Raw genomic sequence first — 11079 nt, 5'->3', positions numbered from 1 at the left:
CGCGCGGCCGGCCGCCGTCGTCGAGGTCGGTCACGAGACGGTGATCGTCGCCGCGGTGCCGGGCACTGCCAAGGGCTCGCCGAAGCGCACGGTGGAGATCAGCGCATAATCGCCCTCGACCGGCTCGCGGTAGACATGCACCACCGCACGGTCGCCATCGACCACCCAATATTCCGGGATGCCCGCCGCCGCATAGCGGACGCGCTTCGATCCCTGATCACGCGACAAGGTTGTTTGCGCGACCTCGACAACGAGCTGAACGTCGCCCGGCGAAAGCAGCCGATCTTCGCCAATCGGCGCGCGAAGCACGGCGGCGTCACAGGCGAGCACGGTATCGTCTCCGAAGTCGATACCCACCTCACCCAGTACGAGGCCGCGATCCGCGACCTGAAACAACAGGCCGACCAGCATCGCCTGTTTGCCGGCGTGCCCGCTCATAGGCGACATCATGCGCTCGAGTTCTCCGTCGACCAGCTCGATCTTCATGTCGTCGAAGGCACCCGCTTCGCCCATCCGGAGATATTCGGCGGTCGTGAAGGCGGCCTTGGTCGAGGTGTCGGCAAGCTGGAAGGGCTTGTTCATGGCATTAACCTTTAAGCGACGCGCTGGATGGGCGCGACTCGTGGTATATACCTAACGCAGGAAGGGGCGTCATGTGCCGTGGGCGGGCCGATCGAGGGCTCCCGCGCTTACCTGCCCCTCCCTCAGCCTAGCGGCTGCCACCTCTCCCGCTTTGCGGTAGAGGCGGACCGCTCGCGCTAGCGAGTGGTGGAGGGGCCTCTCCGCTGGAGGCAGCGCCCTATACGCTCGACAGCGCACCCTTCGCCACCACAGGTCCGGTCGGCAGTCCGGTAGGCGAGCCGCCGAGCGGTTCGACGGAGATGGCGAGGACGGCCCCCGCCGCCAAGCGGGCACGGTTCGCCGCCGGGATGGTCAGCGCGGTGGCGGTGCGGGTCAGCAGGCCGAGCGAGTGCGGCACGCCGTCGGCGCCGATCACCCACAACTCCGCCACACGGTTCGCGGCGATGTCGGGCGACGCGGCGACGCGGAGGGAGCCTCGCGAGGGGTCGTAGAAGGACGCGATGGGCGTCTTCTCGTAATCGAGCGAGGCCACCAGCACCGGCCCGGTGCGCTCCACCGGCGCAGGCGCGGGGGTGAAGACCACCGGTGCGGGGTCTGGACGGATCGCGACGATGACGAGCAGGCACGCGGCCAGCGCCGAGCTGGCGATCGCCAGCAGCGGCCAGGGCAGCCGTGACGGGCGGCGATCGGTGCCGGGACCGCCGAGCGTCGCGTCGATCCGCTCGATCAGACCCTCGGGCGCTTCGACCCCAGGCCACAGATCGAACAATTGTGCGAAATGGAGGCGCCACGTCTCGACCTCGCGCGCGAAGGCGGGGTCGGCGAGCATCCGCCGCAACGCGACCGCACGCTCGTCGCCCTCCAGCAGCCCGAGCGCGAGTTCGGCCGCCATCATGTCGTCGGCGGGTTCGTCGAAATCAGTCGGCATTGAGGCAATCCTTCAACCGACCGAGGCCGCGTCTCACCCAGCTCTTCATCGTGCCCAACGGCACGTTGCTGCGGTCGGCGAGTTCGGCATAGGTAACGCCGTCGAAGAAGGCGGTGCGGATCGCCGTCCGCTGGCGAACCTCGAGCTCGTCGAGGCAGTGGTGCAGGCGGTGCGCAGCCTCGTCCGACAACAGGCTGGATTCGGCGTCGGGCGCATCGTCGGCGATGTCGGGGGCGTCGTCGATCGGGCTGGCGCGGCGGACCGTCTGGGCGCGGCGCCAGTCGATCGCACGGTTGCGCGCGATGGTCGCGAGCCAGGTGATCGGGCTGGCGCGACCGGGCTCCCAGGCGCCGGCGCGTTTCCAGATGGTGATGTAGACGTCGTGGAGTACATCCTCTGCGGCCTGCCTTTCGCCACAGATACGCAGGCAGATGCCAAATAGCTTCGCACTGGTCAGCGCGTATAGATCGCGGAAGGCGGCGCGATCTTCCGATCCGGTGCGGATCAGGATTTCGGCGAGACGCGCCCGGGCATTGTCGGCGTCCGAAAGCGTTGCTGTCATGGCCGCAACCCTAGCGCGTGATTTACGCGCGGCAATAGCCCTCACCGGCCTTTACGGTAAGGCAGCGTTTCTTGTCGGCCAGATATTTGAGGCCGGTCGCCGCGCCATCCGTGGGGCGCAGCGTCTCCTGAACGCCATCACGAGTGAAGACGATGGTGTCGCCCCGCGCGGTCCCGTCGAAGCGGCCGCGATGATCGAGGTCCCATTGCATCGTCAGCGTATAGCGACCGGGCGCACCGGCAGCCGCGACGTCGAGGACCAAGCCCTCGACTCCGACCCAGCGCCCGATCATTTCGTCCGTTTCCATCACAGCAGCGGTGTTGGCGACCGTCGGGGCCGGTGCCTCGGCGCGGTCGCAGCCTGCGAGTGCGAGGGTGGCCAGCAGCAGCAGCGGCGTGGTGGGGTGGCTGATCGACATAGCCGGTTTGTCCGACCCGCAGCGGGCCCGGTCAACAAGTTTCCTCGTCTTCGCGCGCACCGGGTGTGGCAATCGGCGGCGTCCGCGCGTAGAGGGCGCGCATCCTTTTCGCTGCCGACAGGACGCCGCCGATGCGCATCGCCATCGCCTCCGACCACGCTGCCGTATCGCTGAAGTCGCTGCTCGTGCCGTGGCTGCGCGAGGCGGGTCACGACGTGCTCGATCTCGGCACCGACGGTACGGCGAGCGTCGACTATCCCGATTACGGCTATGCGATCGCCGATGCGCTGGCGGACGGGCGCGCCGAACGGGGCATCGCGCTGTGCGGATCGGGGATCGGCATCGCGATCGCGGCGAACCGCAACCCGGCCTGCCGGTGCGCGCTGGTGTCGGAGCCGCTGTCCGCCCGGTTCGCGCGGACGCATAACGACGCCAATGCGATCGCGCTCGGTGCGCGCATGATCGGCGAAGAAATGGCCAAGGCCTGTGTCGAGGCGTTCCTGTCCCATGAGTTCGAGGGTGGCCGCCACGCCGCCCGTGTCGACAAGCTTTCCGCAAAGGAGCCCGTATGAGCACCCAGCCCCGCGACCTGCACGACGTCCAGCCGGACGGTTTCTTCACCCGCGGCCTTGCCGATGCGGACCCGGCGATCTTCGCCGGCGTCGCGCACGAGCTTGATCGCGAACGCACCCAGATCGAGCTGATCGCGAGCGAGAACATCGTCTCGCGCGCGGTGCTGGAGGCGCAAGGGTCCGTCTTCACCAACAAATATGCCGAAGGCTATCCGGGCAAGCGCTATTATCAGGGCTGCGCGCCGTCGGACGAGGTCGAGCAACTCGCGATCGATCGCGCTAAGCAGCTGTTCGGCTGCGGCTTCGTCAACGTCCAGCCGCATTCGGGCGCGCAGGCCAATGGCGCGGTGATGCTGGCGCTGGTCAAGCCCGGCGAGACGATCCTGGGCATGAGCCTCGACGCGGGTGGTCACCTGACGCACGGTGCGCGCGCGGCGATGTCGGGCAAGTGGTTCAACGCGGTGCAGTACGGCGTCGATCCGGTCACCCACCTGATCGATTACGACCAGGTCGAGGCGCTGGCGGTCGAGCACCAGCCTAAGCTGATCATCGCGGGCGGATCGGCCTATCCGCGAGCGATCGATTTCGCCCGTTTTCGCGCCATCGCGGACAAGGTCGGGGCGTATTTCATGGTCGACATGGCGCATTTCGCGGGGATCGTCGCGGCGGGGCTGCACCCGACGCCGTTCGGCCACGCGCATGTGGTGACGACGACGACGCACAAGACGCTGCGTGGCCCGCGCGGCGGCATGATCATGACCAACGACGAGGCGCTGGCGAAGAAGCTCAACTCGGCGGTGTTCCCGGGGCTGCAGGGCGGGCCGCTGATGCACGTGATCGCGGCCAAGGCGGTGGCGTTCGGCGAGGCGCTGCAGCCCGATTTTAAGAGCTACATCGCGGCGGTGGTCGAGAACGCCAAGGTGCTCGCGGCGACGCTGCAGGAGCGCGGCAGCAACCTCGTCGCGGGCGGCACCGACACGCATCTGGCGCTGGTGGACCTGACCCCGCTCGGCATCACCGGCAAGGATGCGGACGAGGCGCTGGAGCGGGCAGGCATCACCTGCAACAAGAACGGCATCCCCAACGATCCGCTGCCGCCGGTAAAGACCAGCGGCATCCGCGTGGGCAGCCCGGCCGGCACCACCCGCGGCTTCGGTCCCGCCGAATTCCGCGAGATCGGCAACATGGTCGCCGACGTGCTCGACGGGCTGGCGGCAAAGGGCGAGCATGGGGACCCGCAGGTCGAGGCGAGCGTTCGTCAGCGGGTGCGCGATCTGTGCGCGCGCTTCCCGATCTACGAAGGATGAGACCATGGCGTTCGACGATCTCCGCAACGAAGTGAAGACCACCCCGGGCCTCGGCAAGAGCATGGCGAAATGGGGTGCGCTGGGCTTCGTGGTCGCGATTCCGCTGCCGATCGTCGGGCCGGTGATCGGTGCGGCCGCGGGGATGGGCTATGCCTATTTCAAAGCGAAGAAGCGCGGCGTCTGAATGCGTTGCCCGTTCTGCGCGCATGACGACAGCCAAGTAAAGGACAGCCGCCCCACCGAAGACGGGGCGGCGATCCGCCGTCGCCGTCAGTGCGAGGGCTGCGCGGCGCGGTTCACGACGTTCGAACGGATCCAGCTGCGCGAACTGACGGTGCTGAAGAGCGAGGAGCGCCGCGAGCCGTTCGACCGCGACAAGCTGCTGCGGTCGGTCTCAATCGCGGCGCGCAAACGCCCGATCGACGCGCTGCGGCTGGAGAAGCTGGTGAGCGGCATCCAGCGCCAGCTCGAGACGCTGGGCGACAGCGAGGTGACGTCGAAGCGGATCGGCGAGCTGGTGATGGACGGGCTGAAGGCTCTGGATTCGGTGGCGTATATCCGCTTCGCGAGCGTGTACCGCGATTTCAGCGAAGCGCGCGATTTCGAGGAATTTGCGGGGGCGGTGAACGAGGTGAAGGGGTAGGGGACTGGCGAGGTCGTTCGATACGGGTCTTCGCCAGGCTCGACCCCTACTCAGGACAAACGGCAAGTAGTTGGTGTGCGAGCCGGCTTGTACGTCCAACGCCGTTCGTCCTGAGTAGCGGCTGAGCGAAGTCGAAGACGCGTATCGAAGGATCGGTTGGTTTGAGCTTTCATGCCTATATGCTGCGCTGTGCCGACGACAGCTACTACATCGGCCATACCGACAATCTCGAACAGCGGATCGGCCAGCATCAGCTCGGAGCCATCGAGGGCTATACGCAGAAGCGTCGGCCGATAACGCTGATCTGGAGCCAGGACTTTCCATCGCGGGCGGAGGCGATCGAGGCCGAGCGGCAGATCAAGGGCTGGACACGTGCGAAGAAGCAGGCGTTGGCGAACGGCGAGTGGGATGCGGTGCGCGAACTGGAACGCAAGTCCTTCGATACGGGTCTTCGCCAGGCTCAGCCCCTACTCAGGACGAACGGGGTAGAGGTGGCCGACGTGAAAATCCCACCTCCCGTCATCGTCCTCGTCCGCCCGCAGCTCGGCGAGAATATCGGCAAGGCGGCGCGGGCGATGCTCAATTTCGGGCTGACGGACATGCGGCTGGTGACGCCGCGCGACGGGTGGCCAAACCCCGCTGCGGGGCCGGCGGCGAGCGGGGCGGACGTGGTGCTCGAGCGCGCGCAGGTCTTCGATAGCGTCGAGGCGGCGGTGGCGGATTGTGCGCATGTCTATGCGACGACGGTGCGCAAGCGCGGGGTGACCAAGCCGGTGGTGACGCCGGAAGCGGCGGCGACCGCCATTCATGCGGGGCCGGGGCGGTCTGCGATCCTGTTCGGGCCGGAGCGGTCGGGGCTGGAGACCGACGACGTCGCGATCGCGCGGACGATCATCACCGTGCCGATCAACGCTGAATTCGGATCGCTGAACCTCGCCCAGGCGGTGATCCTGGTGGCGTATGAATGGTCGAAGGGGATGGGACTGGCGCAGCCGCCCGAGGTGCCGATCCCGGAGCCGGCGCCGCAGGAAGAGCTGGACGGGATGATCGCGCAGCTCGACGCGATGCTGGTCGCGGCGCATTTCTTCTACCCGCCGGATCGGACCCCGGTGACGCGGCGGACGCTGCGGACGATGCTGACCAAGCCGGGCTGGTCGGCGCAGGAGGTGCGGACTTTTCGCGGGGTGTTGTCGGCGCTTGGCGGGCGCAAGCGGGCGAAGGATTAGGCACGCCTGTTCCGTTCGTCCTGAGTAGGGGCTGAGCCTGGCGAAGACCCGTATCGAAGGACATCGCCACAAGCGGGGCGGTCCTTCGATACGCTGCTTCGGCTTCGCTCAGCGGCTACTCAGGACGAACGGTGTTGGTCGAACGCCCGCATCTCATACGCGATCGACGCTTCCACCAGGGTGTCCCAGAGCGCCGCGATGTCGTCCGCTGGCAGCCCCGCTTCCACCGCCGCCGCGCGCGCATTGCCCACAACCGCGGCCTTGCGGGCCTCGTCGCGGACCGCGTCGCGGGACGGCTTGATGCGTGCCGCGGCGTCCATGTACGCGAAGCGGCGCGCGAGGAGCGCGATCAGGTCGCGGTCGACTTGGTCGACGCCGGCGCGGACCTCGGCCATGGTGGTGCAGTCTGGTCCGGGAAGGATGGTCATGGCGGCAGCCTCTGGCGGCGTCCTCCCGCGCTGTCCAGCTTGACTTGAGGCCGCCCCGCGCGTAGGCGCCCGCCTTCGCAATGGCTCCGCACCCCGGTGAAGCGGCGGCCCTGCCCTCCTCATGGAGCAAGTAGAGCGATACCGGGACCAACGTTGTTCGATATTGCAAGGAATACATATGTCGAAGCGCCATAGCGCCAAGCACAAGCTCGACCGCCGGATGGGCGAGAACATCTGGGGTCGCCCGAAGAGCCCGGTCAACAAGCGTGAGTACGGCCCCGGCCAGCACGGCCAGCGCCGCAAGGGCAAGGTCTCCGATTTCGGCATCCAGCTGCGCGCCAAGCAGAAGCTGAAGGGCTATTATGGCGACGTGACCGAGAAGCAGTTCCGCGCCTGCTACACCGAGGCCGCCCGGATGAAGGGCGACACCGGCCAGAACCTGATCGGCCTGCTCGAGCAGCGTCTCGACATGATCGTCTACCGCGCCAAGTACGCGCCGACGATCTGGGCGGCACGCCAGCTGGTCAGCCACGGTCACGTCCGCGTCAACGGCACCAAGTGCAACATTGCATCGCGCCGCTGCTTCGTCGGCGACGAGGTGACGCTGGGCAAGAAGGCGCAGGAAATGGCGCTGGTTATGGAGGCGCAGAGCCTCGCCGAGCGCGAGATCCCCGATTACGTCGCGCCCGACGGCACCGCCAAGGTGACCTTCACCCGTATCCCGTCGCTCGACGAGGTGCCGTATCCGGTGAAGATGGAGCCGAACCTGGTCGTCGAGTTCTACTCGCGCTGATCATCGTCGCTGCGGCGATTGAGAAGGGGGCGGTCCTGCGGGGCCGCCCTTTTTCGTTTGGACAAGGCGCGTTCCGCCCGCCAGAACGCCGGGCAAAGGAGCCTAGTCCCCATGCGCACGATCTTCCTGCCCCTGTTGCTCGCATCCGCCGCCGCGACCGCCCAGACCGCGCAGGTCCCCGCCGTCTCGGTCGATACGCTGAAGACGGTGACCAAGACGCTGTCGTCGGACGAGTATGAGGGCCGGGCGCCGACGACGCCTGGGGAGACGAAGACCGTCGCGTACATCGTGGAGCGGATGAAGGCGGCGGGCCTGAAGCCCGGCAACAAGGGCGGCTGGTTCCAGGACGTGCCGATGGTAGAAACCACCGCCGGGAACGTCAGCCCGGTCCGCTTCACCGGGGGCAAGACCCCGATCGAGCTCGCCTACCGAACCGACATGGTGCTCGGCACCTACCGCGTCGTCCCCAAGATCGAGGTGACCAACAGCGACATGGTGTTCGTCGGCTATGGCATCAACGCGCCCGAGCGCGGCTGGAACGACTATGCCGGGATCGACGTGAAGGGGAAGACGGTGGTCATCCTGGTCAACGACCCGGACTGGCGCGAGACCGGCGCGACCGGGCCGTTCGGCGGCCGCGCGATGACCTATTACGGGCGCTGGACCTACAAGTTCGAGGAAGCAGCACGGCAGGGTGCCGCCGCCGCGATCATCGTCCACGATACCGAACCCGCCGCCTATGGCTGGGGCGTGGTGCAGTCGTCCTGGACCGGGCCGCAGCTGCAACAGGACACGCCGGGCGGGCATATGGACCAGTCGCAGGTGGTCGGCTGGATCCAGAACCCCGCCGCGCAGGCGCTGTTCGCGAGCGCGGGGCAGGATCTCGCCAAACTGTCGGCCGCGGCGGCGGTCAAGGGCTTCAAGGCGGTGCCGCTGGGATTGAAGGCGAGCGTCAGCTTCACCAATACGATCCGGCGCCAGGCGTCGAAGAACGTGGTCGGCATCCTTCCCGGCACCAGCCATGCCGACGAATATGTCCTGTACTCGGCGCACTGGGATCATCTCGGCCGCTGCGACGCGGTGAAGGGCGACGACATCTGCAACGGTGCGGTCGACAATGCGAGCGGGGTCGCCGGGCTGATCGCGCTTGCCGAGAGCGCGGTGAAGGCGGGGGCCACGCCGCGGAGCCAGGTGTTCCTCGCGGTGACGGCGGAGGAATCGGGGCTGATCGGCTCCAAATTCTATGCCGAAAACCCGATCTATCCGCTCGCGCAGACCGTCGGCGGGGTCAACATGGATGGGCTGAACGTGGTCGGCAAGGCCAAGGACTTCGTCCTGGTCGGCGCCGGCAAGTCCGAGCTCGAGGATCTGGTGAAGCCGCTGGTGGCCGCGCAGGGGCGCGTGATCGGCATCGAGCCATCGCCGGAGAAGGGCTCCTATTACCGGTCGGACCATTTCAGCATGGCCCGGCTCGGCGTGCCGATGCTGTACGGCGAGAGCGGCGAGGATCTGGTCGTCGGCGGTAGCGCGGCGGGGCACGCGGCATCGGAGGATTATGTCGTCAACCGCTACCACAAGCCGCAGGACGAATATGACGCGGCGTGGAACTGGGACGGCGCGCTGTCCGACCTCGCCATCTATGGGGGGCTGGGGCATCTGCTCGCGACCACCGATCGCTGGCCCAACTGGTATCCGACCGCCGAATTCCGTGCGATCCGCGACAAGTCCCGCGCCGGCAAATGACGATGGCCTGTCCCGCCGCCGAATGGGCGCGTCACGACGCTGTCTGGATCGGTTTCCCGAGCCACAAGGAACTGTGGCTCGACGATCTGGCACCCGCGCGTGACGAGGTCGTCGCGTTCGCCGCTTCGGTTCATGCGGGCGGGCGCGGCGAGAAGGTGTTGCTCGTCGCCGCGGACGGCGAGGCGGCGTCCGCCGCCGCGGCGATGGCGCCCTTCGCGGAGATCGTGGTCGAGCCGTTCGGGGATATCTGGCTGCGCGATACCGGCCCGATCCTGCTCCCGCGAAATCGGGCGAAGGGCTTCGCGTTTAACGGCTGGGGCGGGAAATACGACCTGCCCGGCGACGACACGATCGCGCGTCGCCTGGCGGAGGGGCGCGGGCGGCAATTCGAGGCGCGCGACTGGGTGCTGGAAGGCGGCGCGATCGACGGTGACGGCACCGGGACGGTGATCACCACCGAGCAATGCCTGCTGAACCACAACCGCAACCCGGGAATGAGCAAAGCGGAGATCGAGGCGCATCTAGCGGAGGATCTCGGCTTCACGCGGGTCGTCTGGCTCGGCGAGGGGCTGCTCAACGATCACACCGACGGCCATGTCGACAATCTCGCGCGGTTCGTCGGCGAAGGCCGCGTCGCGATTCCTGAAGCGGCGGAGAACGATCCGAACTGGCAAGTCTACCAGCATGCGAGGCGCGATGCCGAGGCCGCGGGGCTGGAGGTCGTGGCGATCCCGTCGCCCGGCCGCGTGCTGCGCGACGAACAGATCGTGCCGGCGAGCTACATGAACTTCTACATCGGCAATGCCGCGGTGGTGGTGCCGGTCTATGGCGCGGCGAACGACGATGCGGCGGTGGCGGCGGTGCAGGCGCTGTTCCCGACCCGCACGGCGGTGGGTCTCCGCGCCGATTCGATCCTGACCGGCGGCGGCAGCTTCCATTGCATCAGCCAGCAGATACCGGGCTGATCTTCGCGCGCGGCGGGGCTATGGCGCGGGCATGACCGAGATCACCGTCGCCGCGCTGCAGCTGGCGTTCACCCCCGATATTGACGCCAACATCGCCAACGTCTCGCGGCTGGTCCACGAGGCCGCGGGGCAGGGCGCGCAGGTGATCCTGCCGCCCGAATTGTTCGAGGGCGAGTATTTCTGCCGGGTGGAGGACGAATCGCTCTTCGCCAACGCGGCGCCGGTCGGCGAACACAAGGCCGTGCTCGCGATGCAGGCGCTCGCCGAGGCGCTGAAGGTGACGATCCCGACCAGCTTCTTCGAGGCGGACGGGCCGCACCATTACAACAGCCTCGCGATGATCGGCCCCGATGGCGAGATCCAGGGCGTGTATCGCAAGAGCCACATTCCCGACGGGCCGGGTTACGAGGAAAAATTCTATTTCCGCCCCGGCAACACCGGCTTCAAGGTGTGGCCGCACGCCGCTGGGACGCTCGGCGTCGGGGTGTGCTGGGACCAATGGTATCCCGAGACCGCGCGCGCGATGATGTTGATGGGCGCCGAACTGCTGTTCTACCCGACCGCGATCGGCAGCGAGCCCCACGACACCTCGCTCGACACCGCGCGGCTGTGGCGCCGGGCGATGGTCGGGCATGCGGTTTCGAACGTGGTGCCGATCGTAGCCGCGAACCGGATCGGGGTCGAGCATGGTCAGACCTTCTACGGAACCAGCTTCATCGCCGACGAGCGCGGCGACATCCTTGCCGAACTGGGCCGCGACGAGGAGGGCGTGGTCGTCGCCACGATCGACCTGGCGCGGGTAAAGCGCCACCGCGCGGCGTTCGGCTTCTTCCGCGACCGGCGTCCGGACCTGTACGGGCGGCTGGTGGAGGATCGCTGAGCCTCGGCTCATCTTCTTCGTCGGGTCCGCGG

General features: G+C 67.6%; 14 protein-coding genes. 9 read left to right on the top strand and 5 right to left on the bottom strand.

From position 1 onward, the window contains the following. Positions 1 to 30: 30 nt before the first annotated feature. The 4 genes from ACFE77_RS01575 to ACFE77_RS01560 form a co-directional block, all read right to left on the bottom strand. Positions 31 to 582: a Uma2 family endonuclease gene (locus tag ACFE77_RS01575; protein WP_375419859.1), complete on the bottom strand. Its 552-nt coding sequence runs from the start codon at positions 580 to 582 to the stop codon at positions 31 to 33. A 217-nt stretch (positions 583 to 799) separates the two neighbouring features. Beyond that, a complete protein-coding gene (locus ACFE77_RS01570; RefSeq protein ID WP_375419858.1) occupies positions 800 to 1510 on the bottom strand; it encodes an anti-sigma factor domain-containing protein in 711 nt (236 codons plus the stop codon). Beyond that, on the bottom strand, positions 1500 to 2072 hold the full coding sequence (locus ACFE77_RS01565; RefSeq protein ID WP_375419857.1) for a sigma-70 family RNA polymerase sigma factor: 573 nt from the start codon (positions 2070 to 2072) through the stop codon (positions 1500 to 1502). Before ACFE77_RS01565 ends, ACFE77_RS01570 begins: the two co-directional genes overlap by 11 nt. Positions 2073 to 2094: 22 nt before the next feature. Beyond that, positions 2095 to 2490, bottom strand: coding sequence for a hypothetical protein (locus ACFE77_RS01560; RefSeq protein WP_375419856.1), 396 nt, complete (start codon positions 2488 to 2490; stop codon positions 2095 to 2097). Positions 2491 to 2621: 131 nt separating this feature from the next. On the opposite strand from ACFE77_RS01560, the gene rpiB reads away from it, so the two are divergent. The 5 genes from rpiB (at position 2622) to ACFE77_RS01535 (ending at position 6238) form a co-directional block, all read left to right on the top strand. Continuing rightward, entirely contained in the window at positions 2622 to 3062 is a 441-nt protein-coding gene (gene rpiB, locus ACFE77_RS01555; RefSeq protein ID WP_375419855.1) for a ribose 5-phosphate isomerase B, read from the top strand. After that, a complete protein-coding gene (glyA, locus tag ACFE77_RS01550) occupies positions 3059 to 4369 on the top strand; it encodes a serine hydroxymethyltransferase (RefSeq protein ID WP_375419854.1) in 1311 nt (436 codons plus the stop codon). Before rpiB ends, glyA begins: the two co-directional genes overlap by 4 nt. Before the next feature lie 4 nt (positions 4370 to 4373). Continuing rightward, positions 4374 to 4553, top strand: coding sequence for a hypothetical protein (locus ACFE77_RS01545; RefSeq protein ID WP_375419853.1), 180 nt, complete (start codon positions 4374 to 4376; stop codon positions 4551 to 4553). Further along, on the top strand, positions 4554 to 5012 hold the full coding sequence (gene nrdR / locus ACFE77_RS01540) for a transcriptional regulator NrdR (RefSeq protein ID WP_375419852.1): 459 nt from the start codon (positions 4554 to 4556) through the stop codon (positions 5010 to 5012). It begins immediately after the preceding gene. A gap of 161 nt (positions 5013 to 5173) precedes the next feature. Further along, the gene (locus ACFE77_RS01535; RefSeq protein ID WP_375419851.1) at positions 5174 to 6238 is read left to right on the top strand and encodes a TrmH family RNA methyltransferase; all 1065 of its coding nucleotides are present in this window, start codon (positions 5174 to 5176) and stop codon (positions 6236 to 6238) included. Between the two features lie 119 nt (positions 6239 to 6357). Here the strand turns inward: ACFE77_RS01535 and ACFE77_RS01530 are convergent, their stop codons facing one another. After that, a complete protein-coding gene (locus tag ACFE77_RS01530; RefSeq protein ID WP_375419850.1) occupies positions 6358 to 6666 on the bottom strand; it encodes a chorismate mutase in 309 nt (102 codons plus the stop codon). A gap of 178 nt (positions 6667 to 6844) precedes the next feature. On the opposite strand from ACFE77_RS01530, the gene rpsD reads away from it, so the two are divergent. The 4 genes from rpsD to aguB all read left to right on the top strand — a co-directional run bounded on the left by rpsD (position 6845) and on the right by aguB (position 11047). Then, a complete protein-coding gene (gene rpsD / locus ACFE77_RS01525; protein ID WP_375419849.1) occupies positions 6845 to 7459 on the top strand; it encodes a 30S ribosomal protein S4 in 615 nt (204 codons plus the stop codon). A 111-nt stretch (positions 7460 to 7570) separates the two neighbouring features. After that, the gene (locus tag ACFE77_RS01520; protein ID WP_375419848.1) at positions 7571 to 9202 is read left to right on the top strand and encodes a M28 family metallopeptidase; all 1632 of its coding nucleotides are present in this window, start codon (positions 7571 to 7573) and stop codon (positions 9200 to 9202) included. Further along, positions 9199 to 10167, top strand: a complete 969-nt coding sequence (locus ACFE77_RS01515) for an agmatine deiminase family protein (protein WP_375419847.1) — start codon at positions 9199 to 9201, stop codon at positions 10165 to 10167. Before ACFE77_RS01520 ends, ACFE77_RS01515 begins: the two co-directional genes overlap by 4 nt. A gap of 31 nt (positions 10168 to 10198) precedes the next feature. Continuing rightward, positions 10199 to 11047, top strand: coding sequence for an N-carbamoylputrescine amidase (gene aguB, locus ACFE77_RS01510; RefSeq protein WP_375419846.1), 849 nt, complete (start codon positions 10199 to 10201; stop codon positions 11045 to 11047). Positions 11048 to 11079: the final 32 nt, after the last annotated feature.

This window comes from uncultured Sphingomonas sp. (assembly GCF_964243315.1).
Lineage (GTDB): Bacteria > Pseudomonadota > Alphaproteobacteria > Sphingomonadales > Sphingomonadaceae > Sphingomonas.
This window is presented reverse-complemented; position numbering and strand designations above follow the sequence as displayed.

What these genes read in the sequence shown, in the direction of transcription:
- ACFE77_RS01575 (WP_375419859.1), bottom strand. Translation starts at nt 582, where the DNA reads ATGAACAAGCCCTTCCAGCTTGCCGACACCTCGACCAAGGCCGCCTTC.
- ACFE77_RS01570 (WP_375419858.1), bottom strand. Translation starts at nt 1,510, where the DNA reads ATGCCGACTGATTTCGACGAACCCGCCGACGACATGATGGCGGCCGAA.
- ACFE77_RS01565 (WP_375419857.1), bottom strand. Translation starts at nt 2,072, where the DNA reads ATGACAGCAACGCTTTCGGACGCCGACAATGCCCGGGCGCGTCTCGCC.
- ACFE77_RS01560 (WP_375419856.1), bottom strand. Translation starts at nt 2,490, where the DNA reads ATGTCGATCAGCCACCCCACCACGCCGCTGCTGCTGCTGGCCACCCTC.
- rpiB (WP_375419855.1), top strand. Translation starts at nt 2,622, where the DNA reads ATGCGCATCGCCATCGCCTCCGACCACGCTGCCGTATCGCTGAAGTCG.
- glyA (WP_375419854.1), top strand. Translation starts at nt 3,059, where the DNA reads ATGAGCACCCAGCCCCGCGACCTGCACGACGTCCAGCCGGACGGTTTC.
- ACFE77_RS01545 (WP_375419853.1), top strand. Translation starts at nt 4,374, where the DNA reads ATGGCGTTCGACGATCTCCGCAACGAAGTGAAGACCACCCCGGGCCTC.
- nrdR (WP_375419852.1), top strand. Translation starts at nt 4,554, where the DNA reads ATGCGTTGCCCGTTCTGCGCGCATGACGACAGCCAAGTAAAGGACAGC.
- ACFE77_RS01530 (WP_375419850.1), bottom strand. Translation starts at nt 6,666, where the DNA reads ATGACCATCCTTCCCGGACCAGACTGCACCACCATGGCCGAGGTCCGC.
- rpsD (WP_375419849.1), top strand. Translation starts at nt 6,845, where the DNA reads ATGTCGAAGCGCCATAGCGCCAAGCACAAGCTCGACCGCCGGATGGGC.
- ACFE77_RS01520 (WP_375419848.1), top strand. Translation starts at nt 7,571, where the DNA reads ATGCGCACGATCTTCCTGCCCCTGTTGCTCGCATCCGCCGCCGCGACC.
- ACFE77_RS01515 (WP_375419847.1), top strand. Translation starts at nt 9,199, where the DNA reads ATGACGATGGCCTGTCCCGCCGCCGAATGGGCGCGTCACGACGCTGTC.
- aguB (WP_375419846.1), top strand. Translation starts at nt 10,199, where the DNA reads ATGACCGAGATCACCGTCGCCGCGCTGCAGCTGGCGTTCACCCCCGAT.